14 protein-coding genes are annotated in these 18,257 nt (G+C 61.4%); 4 read left to right on the top strand and 10 right to left on the bottom strand.

Going from position 1 to position 18,257, the window contains the following annotated elements; genetic code table 11:
• Window positions 1-5: 5 nt before the first annotated feature.
• The 3 genes from pnp to truB form a co-directional block, all read right to left on the bottom strand.
• Window positions 6-2,144, bottom strand: coding sequence for a polyribonucleotide nucleotidyltransferase (pnp, locus tag GLX_RS10145; RefSeq protein WP_014105876.1), 2,139 nt, complete (start codon window positions 2,142-2,144; stop codon window positions 6-8).
• A 307-nt stretch (window positions 2,145-2,451) separates the two neighbouring features.
• On the bottom strand, window positions 2,452-2,721 hold the full coding sequence (gene rpsO, locus GLX_RS10140; protein ID WP_014105875.1) for a 30S ribosomal protein S15: 270 nt from the start codon (window positions 2,719-2,721) through the stop codon (window positions 2,452-2,454).
• A gap of 24 nt (window positions 2,722-2,745) precedes the next feature.
• Window positions 2,746-3,666, bottom strand: coding sequence for a tRNA pseudouridine(55) synthase TruB (gene truB / locus GLX_RS10135; protein ID WP_014105874.1), 921 nt, complete (start codon window positions 3,664-3,666; stop codon window positions 2,746-2,748).
• Between the two features lie 252 nt (window positions 3,667-3,918).
• Between truB and GLX_RS10130 the strand changes: the two genes are divergently transcribed.
• On the top strand, window positions 3,919-4,890 hold the full coding sequence (locus GLX_RS10130; RefSeq protein WP_014105873.1) for an MlaD family protein: 972 nt from the start codon (window positions 3,919-3,921) through the stop codon (window positions 4,888-4,890).
• A 198-nt stretch (window positions 4,891-5,088) separates the two neighbouring features.
• On the opposite strand, the gene rbfA is transcribed toward GLX_RS10130, so the two are convergent.
• Genes rbfA through rimP form a run of 5 tightly spaced genes read right to left on the bottom strand, consistent with a single transcriptional unit; the run spans window position 5,089 to window position 11,104 of the window.
• Entirely contained in the window at window positions 5,089-5,505 is a 417-nt protein-coding gene (rbfA, locus tag GLX_RS10125) for a 30S ribosome-binding factor RbfA (RefSeq protein WP_081477892.1), read from the bottom strand.
• 23 nt (window positions 5,506-5,528) lie between these two features.
• Window positions 5,529-8,231 (bottom strand): translation initiation factor IF-2, encoded by a 2,703-nt coding sequence (gene infB / locus GLX_RS10120; protein ID WP_014105871.1) that lies wholly within the window; start codon window positions 8,229-8,231, stop codon window positions 5,529-5,531.
• Window positions 8,228-8,878, bottom strand: coding sequence for an RNA-binding protein (locus tag GLX_RS10115; RefSeq protein ID WP_014105870.1), 651 nt, complete (start codon window positions 8,876-8,878; stop codon window positions 8,228-8,230). Before GLX_RS10115 ends, infB begins: the two co-directional genes overlap by 4 nt.
• Window positions 8,879-8,897: 19 nt before the next feature.
• Window positions 8,898-10,445, bottom strand: a complete 1,548-nt coding sequence (nusA, locus tag GLX_RS10110; protein ID WP_014105869.1) for a transcription termination factor NusA — start codon at window positions 10,443-10,445, stop codon at window positions 8,898-8,900.
• Window positions 10,446-10,465: 20 nt separating this feature from the next.
• On the bottom strand, window positions 10,466-11,104 hold the full coding sequence (rimP, locus tag GLX_RS10105; protein ID WP_041247346.1) for a ribosome maturation factor RimP: 639 nt from the start codon (window positions 11,102-11,104) through the stop codon (window positions 10,466-10,468).
• 176 nt (window positions 11,105-11,280) lie between these two features.
• Here rimP and GLX_RS10100 point away from each other — a divergent pair, with 176 nt between their 5' ends.
• From GLX_RS10100 to GLX_RS10090, 3 genes are all read left to right on the top strand, one after another.
• Window positions 11,281-11,919, top strand: coding sequence for a hypothetical protein (locus tag GLX_RS10100; protein ID WP_228391371.1), 639 nt, complete (start codon window positions 11,281-11,283; stop codon window positions 11,917-11,919).
• Window positions 11,916-13,190, top strand: coding sequence for an AAA family ATPase (locus GLX_RS10095; RefSeq protein WP_014105866.1), 1,275 nt, complete (start codon window positions 11,916-11,918; stop codon window positions 13,188-13,190). Before GLX_RS10100 ends, GLX_RS10095 begins: the two co-directional genes overlap by 4 nt.
• Before the next feature lie 105 nt (window positions 13,191-13,295).
• The gene (locus GLX_RS10090) at window positions 13,296-14,240 is read left to right on the top strand and encodes a hypothetical protein (RefSeq protein WP_014105865.1); all 945 of its coding nucleotides are present in this window, start codon (window positions 13,296-13,298) and stop codon (window positions 14,238-14,240) included.
• A 117-nt stretch (window positions 14,241-14,357) separates the two neighbouring features.
• On the opposite strand, the gene GLX_RS10085 is transcribed toward GLX_RS10090, so the two are convergent.
• Together GLX_RS10085 and acnA are read right to left on the bottom strand one after the other, a co-directional pair.
• The gene (locus tag GLX_RS10085; protein WP_014105864.1) at window positions 14,358-15,254 is read right to left on the bottom strand and encodes a LysR family transcriptional regulator; all 897 of its coding nucleotides are present in this window, start codon (window positions 15,252-15,254) and stop codon (window positions 14,358-14,360) included.
• Between the two features lie 233 nt (window positions 15,255-15,487).
• A complete protein-coding gene (gene acnA, locus GLX_RS10080; RefSeq protein WP_014105863.1) occupies window positions 15,488-18,181 on the bottom strand; it encodes an aconitate hydratase AcnA in 2,694 nt (897 codons plus the stop codon).
• Window positions 18,182-18,257: the final 76 nt, after the last annotated feature.

Raw genomic sequence — 18,257 nt, 5'->3', positions numbered from 1 at the left:
GCGTGTTATCGCGCGCCAGGGGCACGGCCGGGCTTGGCGCCCACTGTCTCGGTAATGTCGGCACCAGTCTTCTGGTCAACCACGCGCATGGACAGCTTGACCTTGCCACGATCATCAAAGCCCAGCACCTTCACCTTCACCTCGTCTCCCTGCTTGACGACATCGGTCGTCTTGGAAACGCGTCCATCCGCCAGTTCAGAGATGTGAACCAGCCCGTCACGCGGACCAAGGAAGTTGACGAACGCACCGAAATCGGCGGTCTTGACGACCTTGCCGTTATAGATGTGGCCCACTTCGGGTTCGGCCACGATGCCACGGATTCGCTCAATGGCCTTTTCAGCCTGCTCGTCAGATGACGCGGCGATCATGATCGTGCCATCATCGTTGATGTCGATCTTCGCACCCGAATATTCAACGATCTCACGGATAACTTTACCGCCCTGACCGATCACATCGCGGATCTTTTCCTTCGGAACCGAGATCGTGGTGATCTTCGGCGCAGAGGATGAGACATCCGTACGGCCTTCGGTCAACGCCTTGGCCATTTCACCCAGGATGTGCAAACGACCCTGACGGGCCTGACCCAGCGCGATCTTCATGATTTCCGGCGTGATGGACGTAATCTTGATGTCCATCTGCAGAGCGGTAACACCCTGCTCGGTGCCAGCTACCTTGAAGTCCATATCGCCAAGGTGATCTTCATCACCAAGGATGTCGGACAGGACCGCGAAGTCGTCCTCTTCCTTGATCAGGCCCATGGCGATACCAGCCACCGGGCGCTTGAGCGGCACGCCGGCATCCATCAGCGCAAGCGAGGTGCCGCATACGGTCGCCATGGAGGAGGAGCCGTTGCTTTCCGTGATCTCGGACACGACACGCATGGTGTACGGGAAGGTATCCTTGCCCGGCAGCAGCGGATGGATCGCACGCCATGCCAGCTTGCCATGACCAATTTCACGGCGACCGGGGGAGCCCATGCGCCCGCACTCACCCACCGAGAAGGGGGGGAAGTTATAGTGCAGCATGAAGTTGTTGCGGTATTCGCCTTCCAGCGCATCCACGATCTGCTCGTCCTGACCGGTGCCAAGGGTCGCGACCACAAGGGCCTGCGTCTCGCCACGGGTGAACAGGGCAGAGCCATGCGCGCGCGGCAGAATGCCGACTTCAGACACGATCGGACGGATCGTTTCAAGGTCACGGCCATCAATACGGAAACCGGTATCCAGCACCTCAGTGCGGACCACGTCGGCTTCCAGGTCCTTGATCATGGGCTTGGCGGCGTCGGCATCGGCCTCACCAATCTTGGCAAGGATGGCTTCACGCGCTGCGGCAACCTTCTTGTAACGCACCTGCTTGGCGCGTTCCTTGTAGGCTTCGGCGATCAGGGCGCGACCGGCCTTGTCCACCTTCTTGCGCAGCTTGATTTCCTCAGCCGTCGGCTCGGCCAGATCCCACGGTGCCTTGGCGGCACTTTCCGCCAGGTCGATGATCAGGTCGATCACCGGCTGGAAAGCCTCGTGACCGAATGTCACGGCACCCAGCATCACGTCTTCGGACAGTTCGACCGCCTCGGACTCGACCATCAGTACGCCTTCGGACGTGCCGGCCACCACCAGGTCCAGTTCGCTTTCCTTGAGCTGGGAAATGGTCGGGTTCAGTACATACTGGCCGTTGCTGTAACCCACGCGGGCCGCACCCACGGGGCCAAAGAACGGAATGCCCGACAGCGTCAGCGCAGCGGAGCAGCCGATCAGCGCCACAACGGCGGGGTCGTTTTCCATGTCGTGGCTGAGCACGGTGGCAACGACCTGCACTTCGTTGCGGAAGTTTTCGGGGAACAGCGGCCGGATCGGACGGTCGATCAGGCGGGAATTCAGGACTTCGGCCTCGCTCGGGCGGCCTTCACGCTTGAAGAAGCCACCGGGGATCTTGCCCGCGGCATAGGCCTTTTCCTGATAATTGACCGTCAGCGGGAAGAAATCCTGCCCCGGCTTGACGCTTTTGGCGCCAACGGCCGTGCACAGCACCACCGTGTCGCCATAGGTTACGACAACCGCGCCATCGGCCTGGCGGGCAACCTTGCCCGTTTCCAGCACCAGCGGGCGGCCGCCCCATTCGATTTCCTTGCGAAAATAATTAAACATCCAGACAACCCTGTCCGTTGACTGCCGCAATGCAGGCGGGCCGGACATTGGAACGTTGATGGCAGCGCCTCGGACGGCATGGAGTGATGACGGCACATACCGCCAGAACACCATGTGGCCTGAAACGCTGCGATCCGGTCCGGACATCTCCGCCGTGGCGTCGGCAGCGTGTTGATGGCACCCGTTTGGTCACGGACACCGGAAAATAACCGACCCGACCAGACACGGGCATGCGGGTGCATGCGCCGTGCCCGTGCGGGTCGTATGGTAGGAGCGCATTATGACCGCGTTCCTACCATGTCGCAAATCAGCGACGCAGGCCGAGGCGCTTGATAAGCGTTTCGTAACGGGCCTGGTCCTTGCGCTTGACATAATCCAGCAGGCGGCGGCGGCGACCGACCAGCATCAGCAGGCCACGACGCGAATGGAAATCCTTCGCGTGGGTCTTCAGGTGATCGGTCAGGTTCACGATCCGCTCGGTCAGCAGGGCAACCTGTACTTCCGGCGAGCCCGTGTCGGTCTCGGCATTGCGGTATTCGCCAATAAGCGCCGTGCGGCGTTCAGCAGTAATCGACATCGTCATCTCCATTGATCATTCGGTTCACAGCATGCGCACTGATCGCAGCAGGCCGCCTTCAGGGCGGCACAGTCCGACCACACGCGCCCCATCCATCGCACGCACGACACCCGAGCGGGGGTCGGTGTACTCCGGCATCCGGTCCGCCAGTAGGCCCAGGTCAATCGCCTGGCCAAATGACAGGGCATCCGCTTCCTCTCGTGTCAGGGCCAGCGCCGGGATGTCGGCCAGCGCGGTCGCGACCGGAAGAAGCAGATCCGGTGGGGCAGGCGCGTTGTCAACGCTTGGGACAATTTTGTCCAGTGGAATCGCATGGGATTCATCAAAAGGCCCCACGTTCAGCCGCCGCAGCGCCGCCACATGTCCCACCGTGCCGCAGGCCAGCGCAATATCGCGTGCAAGCGCGCGCATATACACCCCCTTGCCCGATTCTACCTCGAACACGGCCGTGTCGGCATCAGGGCGGGCAATCAGCTCGAAACGGTCGATACGCGCGGGCCGGGGCGCAAGTTCAGGCGCATTGCCCGCGCGCGCCATGTCATACGAACGCTTTCCCCCCACCTTCAGCGCGGAATAAACCGGGGGCACCTGCATGATCTCGCCACGAAAGGCCGCGAGTGCCGCCTCAAACGCCGCATTGTCGGGCCGCACGCTTGAAGTTGCGGTCACGGCGCCCTCGGCGTCATCACTATCGCGCGCTTCCCCGATGCGCAGGGTGAAATGGTAGCGCTTGGTGCCATCCATTATATAGGGTACGGTCTTGGTCGCCTTGCCAAAGGCTATGGGCAGCAGACCGGTCGCGAGCGGGTCCAACGTGCCGCCATGGCCCGCCTTTGCCGCATCGAACAGGTAGCGCACCCGGCCCACGACCTGGGTGGAAGTCATTCCCAATGGCTTGTCTATTATCAGCCAGCCATCAAGCGGGCGTCCACGTTTGCGTCGCATTGCAGGGCACCTTGTGCGGATAATGGGGGTGGGCTGCGTTTAGACGAGGCACGCATGCACGGCAATGCCCCATTCCACCACGGGGGCTGGCAGCCAGCCTCCCGCATGGTAAAAGACTGGGCGGGCACATGCCTGCCATCCCCGTACCCCGCTTTGCCACGGGTAAGGGTGGTGCCATCTTGCAGCAAACGGGCGCATGACTGATTGTGTTCGGGCGTTTTTTCATTCTGCGTCTAGGGAGACCTGAACACCATGGCTGAACGGCAGACCACGGTCGGTGCATTTGTGTTGGGCGGGGCTCTGCTTGGTGTGACCGCCATAGCGCTGTTCGGACAGTTTCATCCCTTCTCGCCCACCAACCGCGCCATGGTCATATTCGACAGTCCGGTCAATGGGCTGGGGGTTGGCGCACCTGTCACCTTCGATGGCGTGCAGGTCGGCCATGTGGACCATATTGCCGTTCAGTTTGATCCCCAGACCCACCAGGCCTATATTCCCGTAACGCTGGAGCTCGAAGCCAACGGCGCGCGCATGGCAGGTGGTCACGGCAAGGCGCTTGATACCAAGGAACTGCCACGCCTGATCGAAAACGGCCTGCGCGCGGAACTGCATATGCAAAGCTTCGTGACCGGGCAGGAAGAAATAGACCTGACCTTCGACCCCAGCGTGCCAGCCAAGCTGCATCCCGGCCTGACCAGCCTGATCGAGATCCCGGCCCGTGAATCGGACATGCAGAAGCTGACCGATGCCCTGACCGCGCTGCCACTCAAGAACATTGCTAACAATGCTGATGCCATGCTGGTCAGTATCCGCACGCTGGCCGACAAGCTGGACAAGGACATCCCACCCCTGGTGGACAGCGTGCGCGCCACATCCGACCATACGCGAGTGACGGTCGATACCGCGACCGATGCCATCCGTGACCTTGACCACCGGATGGACACCACGCTGGCCTCCATCAACCATCTGGCCGATAGCGGCACGGCACAGTTGGATGCGCGCGGCAGCGAACTGCATACCCTGCTTGTCAACTCCAACGATACGGTAACTGAAGCACGCAGCGCACTGGCCGGACTGCACGACATTACGGCCCCCAGTTCCGCCGACCGCTCCAATATCGATTCGTCCCTGCGTGACCTTGCCGCCGCTGCTTCCGCCCTGCGTGGCTTTGCCACCGATGTGGAACGCAACCCGCAACTGCTGCTGATGGGCCGACGCAATTAAGTCACGCCCTACAAGAAACAGATAAAAAAAGCCCGGTTCTGGCAGATACCAGACCGGGCTTTTTAAAATTGAACAACATAAAAGTTTCTGGTGAATTTTTCTCTCAAAAAAAGCTCCAGAAGAACGTCACCTTTAAGATAAAGGCGACACTCAAAACCTTTTGTCATTTTTTATAACAGGATAATCCGCGAACGCGGTTCAGTCTTCTTTCAGGTCCCGCTGGACTTCGGGCTGACGCAGCATGGTATCCACCTCCATGGCGTAATCCAGCGCCGTATCGGGCTGGAAATGCAGATCAGGCACTCCCCGCAGACGCACTGCGTGCGACAGGCGTGTGCGCAGGAACGGCGAGACACGCTTGAGTGCCGGTAGCAGTTCGGCCACATCGCTCCGGCCCAGACGCGCGACGAATACGGTGGCATGCTTCAGGTCGGGTGAAATACGCACTTCGGTCACGGTAATATGCACATCCGCCAGATCCGGGTCACGGAACTCGGTACGGGCAAATATCTCTGCCAGTACACGACGGACTTCTTCCGCCACGCGCAACTGGCGCTGCGAGGGGCCTGACGCGGAATGGCCGGCAAGTTTCCCTGCCGGCCCGCTCTCGCTCATCCCTTTTCTGGATGAATTACGGCTCATGCCGGGACGAGTTCCATTTCATAACATTCAACTACGTCACCCTCGCGCAGGTCATTATACCCGGCAAAGGACAGGCCGCACTCGTAACCGCGCGCCACTTCCTTGACGTCATCCTTGAAGCGTTTGAGCTGGCTCAGCTCCCCTTCATGAATTACGACGTTATCACGCAGCAGACGCACGCCACAGCCGCGCTTGACCACGCCTTCGGTAACGTAACAACCGGCGACCTTGCCCACCTTGGTAATTTCGAAAACCTTGCGGATTTCGGCGTAACCAAGGAACTTCTCGCGGTGCTTGGGCGCGATCTTACCGCGGACCAGCTGCTCCACATCATCAGCAACCTGATAAATGATGGAGTAGTAGCGGATATCCACACCCTCACGCTGCGCCAGTTCACGCGCCTGCGCCGTAGCGCGGACATTGAAGGCAATGACGACGGCACCAGACGCCTTGGCCAGTTGCACATCACTTTCGGTGATCTGGCCGACAGTGGCGTTAAGCACGCGGATCTTGACTTCCTCATGCTCCAGCTTCTGCACCGTGGCTTCAAGCGCTTCCGCCGAGCCTTGCACATCCGCCTTGATCAGGACGGCCACTTCCTTCTGCGCACCAGCCTGAATACGGGCCAGCATTTGGTCCAGCGTACCACGTGCGGCAGTCTGGCCAGCAGCCGTGCGGTCCTTGATCACGCGCTGGCGGAACTCGGAGATTTCGCGGGCGCGATTCTCGTTTTCCACCACCACGAACGGCTCACCCGCACCTGGCACCCCGGTAATACCCAGGATTTCAACCGGCATGGACGGGCCAGCATCAGCCAACTGGCGGTTCCGGTCGTCGATCATGGCGCGCACACGGCCCCATTCGGCACCAGCCACCACAATATCGGAGCGGCGCAGCGTACCCTTCTGGACCAGAACGGTCGCAACCGGACCACGACCACGGTCAAGACGGCTTTCGATCACCGAGCCTTCAGCAACACGATCCGGGTTTGCCTTCAGGTCAAGGATCTCGGCCTGCAACAGAATCGCTTCCTCAAGCTTGTCCAGACCCGTGCGCTTGAGCGCGGAGACTTCGACATCCTGTGTATCGCCACCCATGCTTTCCACCACGATTTCGTGGTTCAGCAGTTCCTGACGCACGCGGTCGGGGTTCGCACCCGGCTTGTCGCATTTGTTAATCGCCACAATGATCGGGGCATCGGCTGCCTTGGCATGCTTGATGGCTTCGACCGTTTGCGGCATCACGCCGTCATCCGCCGCAACAACCAGCACCACAACGTCCGTTACGGACGCGCCACGGGCACGCATGGCGGTAAAGGCTTCGTGGCCCGGCGTATCAATGAAGGTGATCTTCGAACCCGACGCCAAGGTTACCTGATACGCACCGATATGCTGCGTAATGCCACCGGCTTCGCCATTGGCAACATCGGTCGTACGCAGGGCATCAAGCAGCGAGGTCTTGCCGTGATCGACATGACCCATGACGGTCACGACAGGCGGCCGCGGCTTGAGGTCTTCCACCTTATCCTCGATGCCCTCAATGCCGATCTCGACATCGCTATCGGCAACACGACGCACTCGATGGCCGAATTCCTGCACAACCAGTTCCGCTGTATCCGCATCAAGCGACTGCGTGACCGTTGCCATAACACCCATTTTCATGAGCGCCTTGATGACCTCACCCTGACGGGCGGCCATACGGTTGGCCAGTTCCTGCACCGTGATTGTTTCAGGCAGAACGACGTCGCGCACAACGCGCACCTGATCGGAGCGCAGGCGTTCGAGTTCAGCCTGACGGCGCTCACGCTCACGCTGGCGACGGACCGAGGCGAGCGAACGGGTCTTGTCGTCATCCCCCTCGATCGCAGCCTGCACGTCAATGCGACCGGCCCGACGGTTGTCGCTGTTCTTCTTAGCACCACCCGAGGGGCGACGGCTTGGCGTGGCGTTACCAGGACGGCGGCTGGGGCGACGTTCTTCCTCGCCCCCTTCCGCACGGCCGCTGCGCAGGCGCAGGGTCTCGCCCGCACCTGCACCGGCAGTGGCACCACTGGCCGGCCGCGCGGCCGCACCAGACGCCGGACGCGACGGACGCACTGGCTGGGCGGGCATGATCGCCCGTTCGGCCAGCGGACGCAGGCGCTGCATCGGCGGCGCAAGCGTGACTTCGCCGGGAATGGGTACGGAAGAGACAACCGGCCCGGCAGGCTCAGGCTCGACTACGGGCGGAGCGGCCTTCTCGGCACTCCGGCTTTCCCGCTTGCGGGCCTCTTCCTCAGCGGCGGCATCAGCCTGCACGCGTGCCTCTTCTTCGGCACGGCGGGCATTTTCCTCTTCCTGACGGCGCGCTTCTTCCGCGGCGGAGAGGATGGTGATCTTCTCCTGCTCGCGCGCTTCCTTCTCGCGCTGGATGGCGGCGTTGCGCTGCTCTTCCAGCACACGCTGGCGCGTCGCCAGCTCCGCTGCCGTCAGGGCGCGACCGCCCCGCCCACCGGCGCGACCGCCAGCCGGCCCCGATCCGTTACCTGCAGCCCCGGCCCCGCGCTTCTTGCGCACCTCGACCTGAACCACCTTTGATCGACCATGGCTGAAGCTCTGCCGCACGGAGCCGGCATCTACCGTCCGTCCAACTTCCCTCCGGCCCGCCGGCCGCAGGGACAAGCGTCCCTTACCCTGATCCTGATCGTTGCCTTCGCTCATGTACCCGCCTGTTCACACCGTCCGGCGGAACACTCCGCCGAATTCGGGCCGATCCTGCCGGACAGACCCGCAAAACGTTCATTCTCGGTACGGAAACGACGTGCCAGCTCACCATGCAGCATTGCTGCATGAACAACATGGTCACGGCCAAATGCCGCACCCAGACCCAGTGCCGTAGGAACAACCACAACCGGCAGTTCCCGTGCACCAGACAAAACTCTCTTCCTCTCGTCGGGGCTGCCATCGACCGCCTGGATAACCAGACCGGCACGACCGCCCTCAACCCACTCACGCACCTTGGCAAAGCCGCAGACAATCTGCCCGGCCCGCCGTGCCAGCCCTACGACATCCATCATGCGCCGTAGCAGTCCATCCCTTACAAGATGGGTCAGGTCAGGGGGAATAACAACCCTTCCCCTTGCCGCACGGGCGAATACGCCGCGTGTGCGTGCTGTTTCTAACACATCCGCACGTGCGCTCAACCAAATTCCCCGTCCGGGCAGACGTGCGGAAAGATCAGGGATCACGACTCCATCAGGCGAAATGACGAACCTGATCATTTCCTCCTTTGGCAGGCGGGCGCGGGTCACGGCACAGCGACGCAGCGGACCGCGCTCTTCATGCTCCATGTCGCCCGCGTCCTGCACGTCGGGATGTTCCTCCTGATCAGACGTCGGACGTCTCCTCTTTCCCGGACTCGGCATCGCCCTTCGCGTCACCATCAAACCAGTGGGCACGTGCCGCCATGATGATTTCGTTGGCCGCATCCTCATCTATGGCATCGCTGCCCAGAATCTCGACCAGTTCATCACCCGCCAGATCAGCCAGGTCATCAAGCGTCTTCACGCCTTTTTCACCCAGCGTCACCAGCATCTGGTTGGTGAACACACCCAGTACCGCAATATCGTCGGTCACGCCAAGGTCGCGGCGCTTTTCGTCCAGCTGTTCTTCCTGCTGGGCAAGGTGCCGCTCGGCACGCAGGACAAGTTCACCGGCCACATCTTCGTCAAAACCCTCGATGTTCGCCAGTTCTTCGGGATCGGCGAAGGCCAGTTCCTCGACGGAATGGAACCCTTCGGTTACCAGCAAACCTGCAATCACATCATCCACATCAAGCGAAGTGACGAACTGACTGCTACGGCGACGGAACTCTTCCTGCCTGCGCTCCGATTCCTCGGCCTCGGTCAGAATATCAATATCCCAGCGTGTGAGCTGGCTGGCCAGACGCACGTTCTGCCCGCGGCGCCCGATGGCAAGGCTAAGCTGGTCATCGGGAACGACAACCTCGACTCGGCCCGCATCCTCATCCATCACCACCTTGCTGACTTCAGCCGGGGCAAGGGCGTTGACGACAAAGGTCGCAGCCTGTGGACTCCACGGAATAATATCGATCTTCTCGCCCTGAAGTTCCTTGACAACTTCCTGCACGCGCCGGCCACGCACACCCACGCAGGCGCCGACCGGGTCGATTGCGGCATCACGCGATATGACGGCCATCTTGGCACGCGAGCCGGGGTCACGCGCCACGGCCTTGATCTCGATGATACCATCATAGATCTCGGGCACTTCCTGCGCGAACAGCTTGGCGAGGAACGCCGGGTGTGTGCGCGAAAGGAAGATCTGCGGACCACGCGGTTCGTCACGCACATCATAGATGTAGGCACGCACACGGTCGGAATTACGGAAGCTTTCGCGCGGGATCAGTTCGTCACGGCGCAGCAGAGCCTCGGCATCGCCGATCTCGACCAGCAGGTTGCCGTATTCCGTACGCTTGACGGTACCGTTGATGATCTCGCCCACGCGGTCCTTGAAGTCATTGAACTGGCGGCGACGCTCGTATTCGCGCACGCGCTGGACAATGACCTGCTTGGCCGTCTGCGCCGCGATGCGCCCGAAATCGATGGGCGGCAGCGGGTCGATCAGATATTCACCCAACTGGATCTCGGGCTTGAACTTACGCGCGATATACAGCGGGATCTGGGTTTCCTCGTTCTCCACCGCCTCGACCGCCTCGGTCCAGCGCGACAGACGCACATCGCCCGTCCTGCGGTCGATGGTGGCGCGAATATCCTTTTCATGGCCGTATTTTGCGCGACCGGCCTTCTGGATGGCCTGTTCCATCGCTTCCAGCACTTCCTCGCGGTCAATCGACTTTTCCCGCGCTACGGCATCGGCCACCAGCAGCAGTTCGGGACGGGCAACGGACGTATCCATCAGTGTCTCCACAACATCGTTCAATTGGCCTTGCGGGCCGGCTTGCGGCCAGGCTTACGCTTTCCTGCCAGGGGAGCATCCCCTGCCGGTGCGCCAAGCCCGGCCTGCTCTTCATCAGGCCCGTTTTCGTCACTGGTGGCGTCCGGCTGCATCATCCGGGCGCTCGCCTCGATCAGTTCGTCCGTCAGGACAAGGCGCGCCTTGCGCATCTCGGCAAAAGGCAGCGCAACCTCGGTTCCATCATCAAGGCGCATCAGGCCATGCCCGTCGCGCGCGCCCAGCACGATACCGGCAAAGCGCTTGCGGCCATTGATGGGCATATTCATCTCGGCACGCGCAAGATGACCGGCAAAACGCTCCCAGTCCTTGGCGCGGGTCAGGGGCCGGTCAATCCCGGCAGACGAGACTTCCAGCGTCCACGCCCCCGGAAGCGGGTCTTCCACGTCCAGTATGGCGCCAACTGCATGGCTGATCTGCTCACAGTCCTCAATGGCAATGAGAGTGCCATCGGCACGGTCGGCCATGATCTGTACGGTAGGAGACTCGCGCCCCAGCACCGCCACGCGCACGAGGTCAAACCCCATGTCGGCCAGTGCCGGTGCGATCATCGCGGCAATGCGGGCATCAAGGCCCGTCAGGAAAGGCAGATCAGCGTCCAATGCAAAAAAGGCAGCCCTGCGGCTACCCCCCAAAGAAGAACCAGAGATGAAGGAATTGTCAGTAGCATAGGTCACGACCAGCCTGTCCGCAAGAACTATATATATATGGAGCAGGGTTACATTTCCTGTCTCTTAACGTCTTGCCATATGACCCGCCTGAGCCGCATTATGAATTGATGACGCCCTTGCAATCGCCGCCTGAACCCGCACGGGAACGCAGTGAACGCCTCGCCAGCCGTAAGCTGGTCGTGGTGGGGCTGATCGCGGCCGTGGTGGCGGCGGGCGGCCTGGGCAGTGGCGGACTGCTGACGGCACGCGAAGGCGGCAGCGGCAGCCAGACACCCCCAACCGCAGCGGAAGCGGGGAGTGGGGGTGCCGATGATGGCAGCCACCTCACGCTCAACGCCCCGGTACAGAATCGCCCGGACATGATGGGTCAGATGCCCATGATCTCGCCCGAGCATGCGGCGGACATGCTGCGCCAGACTTCCTATTCCATCCAGCAGCAGGCCGAGATCCTGGCCGCGCTGAAACGGCGGGACATCGTGCTGGCGGACATGCCGATGTATGACATGACGGGCGGCAACGCGGTTGTGAACGTGCAATCGCTGGGGCTGGTGCAGACCGTGCATCTGGGCGCGCAGCCCAAAAGCGTGATCCTGCCCATACGCATTGCCGGCAACGTCTCCATTACCGCCGCAGGCGATCCGGGGCCCACCGGCATCCACGCGGGCGCGGTGTTCGTACCGGGGCCGACGCCCCTGCCAACCCTGACGCGGGATACCGAAATCGTAATCGGGGTGGTCGTGCAATGAAACCGCTCTATTCAGGGCTGATGGAACGGCTTGTACCCTTCATCATGGTCATATTCCTGGTGTTGGGCAGCTTTCAGGCGGCGATGGCGTTGCATCTTTCGCTCGCCAGCGTACGGCATTTCATGGAATGGTGTGCCCCGGCCTATCCGGTCGTGGCAGCGGGCAGCGCCCTGCTGGCGCTGACCGGGCTGTGGTTCGAGAACCGGGCCGAAAAACTGGCCCGCAAGGGGATACGACGCAGACGGGGATGGATAATGGACGTACTCGCCAGGCTGACCAATCGCAGCGCGCTGGAGGAAATGCTGGCGCGTGAACAGAAAGAAACCGTGATCGACGCGGAAGAACTGGCCGCAAGCCTGCGCGCCCGCGTGATCGGGCAGGACCAGGTATGCGAGGACGTGGCGACCCAGTTGCGCCGCCGCCTGGCGCTGCAGGTCCGTGGCAAGCCGGTGGGGATTTTCCTGCTTGCCGGGCCGCCGGGCACGGGCAAGACCTATCTGGCCAAGCAACTCGCCCGCCAGCTTGACCGCCCGCTGCTCAACTTCGACATGACGCAGATGAGTTCGCCCCACGCCGCGACCCAGCTTTTCGGCTCGCCCAAGGGCTATGTCGGCTCCGACACCTACGGCAAGCTGACCGGCGGCCTGAAGGAAAAACCCGATGCGGTGGTGCTATTAGACGAAATCGAGAAGGCTCACCCCGATGTCTTCAAGAAATTCCTGACGGCATGGAATGATGGCCATGTGACCGAGGCCTCGACTGGACAGCAGATCTCGACCGTACGCTGCATTTTTATCCTGACCTCCAACATCGCCACCGATGCGCTGTCCGAGATTGCGGACCGGCTGGCGGACGAACCGGACAAGATGCGCGCCGAGTCGGTCGAGGCACTGCGCCAGGCGGGATTCGCGCCGGAAGTCCTGAACCGGCTGGACCGCATCTTCGTGTTCCGCCCGCTCGAGGGACTGGACATTGCCCGCGTTTCAGCACTCGAGATCGAGGCGATGATCGACAGCTATGGCCTGAAGGTGGAGACTGGCGGTATCGACCCCGCCCTGCTGTTCGAGGTCATGCGTCGTCAGGACCGCATGGGTCCTGCCGCCAGTGCGCGCGACCTGGCGCGCTCCATTGAGGACATGATCAGCGACTCCCTGATCACCGCACGCCAGCAGGGTGCGAAGCTGGTGCGCGTGGTGCAGAACGAGGATGGAATCGTGGCCGAGATCGCGGACCAGGACAAAGAAGCCCAGCGCGCGCGGATCAGTTCCTGATCCATGGCTGCCATGATCCGCTCCGTGTCACGTTGCACTGCCACCCCTACCAGTCTGCCCCCCCGTTTGCGGAAAGGCGTGGCCGTGCGCGGCTTGAGCGACTGAATGTCTGCTTTCTCACGCCTGTGGCAGCGCGCGCCCCTATGGCGGCTCTGCCTTTACCTCATCCTGCCTTTCGGGTTGCTGACGTTCATTTTCCCGCCAGCCTACCTGACGCGTCTCCTACCCAAATTGGCGGCGATTTCTGCCTCCATCCATAACCACCTGGGCATGCATAATGCTCCGGCGGAAGGGGTGGACAGCACCGGTGGCAATAATGATGGCGATGGCGTGATCACCATGATGCCGATTACCGACCGGCTGACCAAGGCAATTCCCTTTGCCGGGCGCATCCTGCCGCTCCCGGCGGGGGTATGGCATCCGGTCATGAACATCATCAACGGCCCGCATGGCGAAGTGCTGGAAAATGTGCTGGTGCGTGTACAAGGCCATGTCGTGACCGGACTGATTGGCGCGGAAGGCAGCACCCAGCCTGTTCCCGAGACCGCAATCGCTTCCATCGACTCCAGCTGCCACGATGACCGTAACTTCATGTCCCACGTGCTGTCAGCCCATCCACCCGCAATGGAATGCTGGTTTACGGCAGCGGTCTATCCCGCATCCATCAACCGCACGGCCATCATCGCCAACAGGCTGAAGGAAGAAGGGTTCATCCTGCCACCGGTCTTCCTGAAATCGGGCTGGAGCTACAGCACCCCTGCCGGTGACCACAACGTCAATGTCGAGACGGTGACCATCTTCATCAACCCCGTCAATACCGATAGCACCAAGATGCTGCGCACGCCCGAGTTCTGGAACAAGGACACGCTGGGCCAGCAGCCGGCGGCAGCCGATTTCGTCAAGCGCACGAATACATGGATGGCAGGCTGGGCGCAGGTCCTGCATGATGGGTTCAACAGCGACATGCTGGCCTCCAGCGAGGAACAGCGCGCGCGCCTCTCGCGTGACCCGGCCGCAACCCCAGCAGGACAGGGCAATCCGCTGGACTGACGTAACAGCTTAAAAAAGCCTGTGAACCAGAGAAGTCTTTGGTGAAGACTTTTTCAAACAGCTTCAGAAAAATGCCGCCTTTTTGAAAAAAAGCGGCACCCCGAAACGTCTCTTCTTTTAACCCTGCCGCAGCACGTCTGAAATCTCGATCAGGAAATCCAGCACCGTGCGCGTACGCAGCGGCAGGGTACGCGGACCAGTATGCACGGCATAAAAAGGCAGTTCAGGCACCGTCCATTCCGGTAGCAACTGCCTGAGCTTTCCAGACGCGATATCCTCTTCTACCTGGAAGATCGGCAGCATACCAATGCCAAGCCCGGCCCGGACCGCCTGCAGCACCGCTTCACTGCAATTGGCACGGAAGGGACCGCTGGCTGCTACCGCCGTCTCGCTTTCTCCCTTGCGGGTAAAGGGCCAGTCGTGGCGCATGCCGCCATAGCTGTAGGCGATACAGGGATGGTTGAGCAGATCACGCGGGTGTTCGGGCATGCCACGACGGGCCAGATAATCGGTTGAGGCAACCACGCAGCGATGCACGGAGCCCAGACGGCGGGCGATCAGCGAACCTTCGGCTATGGAACCGATCCGCACGGCAAGATCCAGCCCTTCTTCCACCAAATCACCAAACCCGTCACGCATGACCAGTTCAACCGACAGGTCGGGATGCTCTTCCAGCAGGCTACCCAGCCGACTGGTCAGGTACAGCCCGAATGCCGTGGTCACACCCAGCCGCACCAGCCCCGATACCGAAGCCCGGCGACGGCCCAGCGCCGTTTCCGCCGTTTCCAGGATTTCCAGCACTTCATAGGCATGCGGCAGCAGACTACGGCCATCTTCCGTCATCATCAGGCTGCGGGTGGTGCGCGCAAACAGGGTGGCGCCATAATGCGCCTCCAGCAGAGCGATATGACGTGAGATGGTTGGCTGGCTCGCACCCGTCTCACGCGAGACGGCAGAGAACGAACCCGTGGCAGCCACACGGACAAAGCTATGCAGGGCAGAAAGCAGATCCATGGGGCTCCATCACATCCAAATGTGTTATTACACAGTCGTGTTTTTAGACGGCATCTTATTTATACACAATATAGAGAAAAGACACCACGGATATGTGCGGAACGCAACGGTAACGACAAAAACATATGCAAAATATGCATATATAACCTGTTCATAAAAAAACGGCGGCCCGTAATAACAGGGCCGCCGTCTATTCAGTCCTGTTCCGACCGAGGCCGGAACAGTGTGCAGGTTCAGGCGTCCTGCGTCATGCCACGCAGCACGGTCTGGAGAATGCCGCCATTGCGGAAATACTCCACCTCATCCAGCGTATCGACACGGCACAGCAGAGGAACGTCCTGCTTGGAGCCATCGGCGCGGGTGATGGTCATGGTCATGGTCATCCGCGGCGTGATCTTGTCCAGTCCACGGATTTCGAAGGTCTCATCGCCCTTCAGGCCCAGCGTCTTGCGCGTCGTACCTTCCTCGAACAGGAGCGGCAGCACGCCCATGCCCACCAGATTGGAACGGTGGATACGCTCGAAGCTTTCGGCAACAACCGCACGCACGCCCAGCAGCAGGGTGCCTTTGGCCGCCCAGTCACGCGAGGAGCCCATGCCGTATTCCTTGCCGCCGATCACGACCAGGGGTACGCCCTCTTTCTTGTATTCCATCGCCACATCGTAGATGGAGCCTTCCTTGCCGTCCGGGAAGTGCTTGGACACGCCCCCTTCGGTGCCGGGCAGCATCTCGTTCTTGATGCGGATGTTGGCAAATGTGCCGCGCACCATCACACGGTCATTGCCACGGCGCGAGCCGTAGGAGTTGAAGTCCTTCTTCGCCACGCCATGTGCTTCAAGGTACTTGCCGGCAGGCGAGCTTTCCTTGATCGCGCCGGCAGGCGAGATGTGGTCGGTGGTGATGTTGTCACCCAGCAGTGCGAGCAGGCGCGCACCAATGATGTCGCCACGCAACTTGGGCTCGGGCGTGATGTCCTGGAAATACGGCGGGTCCTGCACATAGGTGGAGGACGAATCCCACTTGTAGGTCTCGGAACCGGTGGCGACTTTCAGCGCCTGCCATTCCTTGGTGCCCTGGCTTACGTGCTTGTAGCGGTTGATGAACTCTTCACGCGTGATGGCGGACCCCATCAGGGCCGCGATCTCGTGGTTGGTCGGCCAGATGTCCTTCAGGTACACCGGCTTGCCGTCCTTGGAGGTTCCCAGCGGCGTGGTCGTGATGTCCTCACGCATCGTGCCCAGCAGGGAGTAGGCGACCACCAGCGGCGGGCTGGCCAGGTAGTTGGCGCGCACGTTGGGCGAGATACGGCCTTCGAAGTTACGGTTGCCCGACAGCACCGAAACCGCAACCAGCTTGTTGTTCTCGATCGCATCGACGATGTGATCTTCCAGCGGGCCGGAGTTGCCGATACAGGTCGTGCAGCCGTAGCCCACGGTGTTGAAGCCCATCGCGTCCAGTTCGTCCTGCAGGCCGGCACGGTTGAGGTAGTCCGTCACCACCTGCGAACCCGGTGCGAGCGAGGTCTTGACCCACGGCTTGGGCTTCAGGCCCAGCGCGCGTGCCTTCTTCGCCACCAGACCTGCCGCGATCAGCACGGCGGGGTTGGAGGTATTGGTGCACGAGGTGATGGCTGCGATCACCACGTCACCGTGGCCGATCTCATAATTGGTGCCGGCCACCTTGGCCTTCTTGTCCTTGTCGGACGCGGGCACGCCCAGGCTACCGGTCAGTTCGCTCTCGAACGCCTTGTCGGCACCCTTGAGCACAACGCGGTCCTGCGGGCGCTTGGGGCCTGCGATGGAGGGCACGATGGTGGACAGGTCAAGTTCCAGCGTATCGGTGAACTTGGGATGCGCCGAGTCGGCATGACGGAACATGCCCTGGGCCTTCAGGTATTCAGCCGTGAGCTTGATGCGGTGCTCTTCACGACCGGTCTGGCGCAGGTAATCCAGCGTCAGGTCATCAACGGGGAAGAAGCCGCAAGTCGCACCATATTCCGGCGCCATGTTGGCAATGGTCGCGCGATCGGCCACCGGCAGGTGGTCAAGTGCCGGGCCGAAGAACTCGACAAACTTGCCGACAACGCCCTTCTTGCGCAGCATCTGGGTCACGGTCAGCACCAGGTCGGTTGCTGTCGCACCCTCGGGCAGCTTGCCCGTCATCTTGAAGCCGATCACATCGGGGATCAGCATGGCGATGGGCTGGCCCAGCATCGCGGCTTCCGCCTCGATCCCGCCAACACCCCAACCCAGCACGCCCATGCCGTTGACCATGGTGGTGTGGCTGTCGGTGCCGAACAGCGTGTCGGGGTAGGCATAGTCCTTGCCACCCACGTTTGCCGTCCAGACTGCCTGAGCGATGTATTCCAGGTTCACCTGGTGGCAGATCCCCGTGCCGGGCGGCACGACGGAGAAGTTCTCGAACGCTTCCTGGCCCCAGCGCAGGAAAGCGTAACGCTCGCCATTGCGCTCGAACTCGATGGTCACGTTGTCCTGCAGCGCATCCTGCGTGCCGGCCACGTCCACCATGACCGAATGGTCGATCACAAGGTTGACGGGAACCAGCGGGTTCACCTTCTGCGGGTCACCCTTGAGCTTGAGGATACCGTCGCGCATCGCGGCCAGATCGACCACGGCGGGAACGCCGGTAAAATCCTGCATCAGGATACGCGCGGGCTTGAAGGGAACTTCCTTCGTGCTGCGCCCTTCCTTCAGCCATTCGGCGATGGCCTTGGCATCCTCAACCGAGTAGGAATGCCCGTCCTCGAACCGCAGTACGTTCTCCAGCAGCACTTTCAGGCTGACCGGCAGGTGCGTGACGGAGCCGATTGTCTTTTCAGCTTCCGGGATCGAGAAATAATGGTAGGTCTTGCCGTCCACATTGAGTGTGCGGCCCGTTTTCAGTGAGTCGTGCCCAACCGTCTTCATTGGCTTTGTTTCCTCCGAGGCATCAGCAACGGATCGTCCCGTATGACCGCTTTCCCTCGACCCACTTCCATGGCGC

Source organism: Komagataeibacter medellinensis NBRC 3288 (assembly GCF_000182745.2).
In the GTDB taxonomy this organism is placed as follows: domain Bacteria; phylum Pseudomonadota; class Alphaproteobacteria; order Acetobacterales; family Acetobacteraceae; genus Komagataeibacter; species Komagataeibacter medellinensis.
Note: the sequence above shows the minus strand (reverse complement) of the source record. Positions and strands in the feature narration are given on the sequence as shown.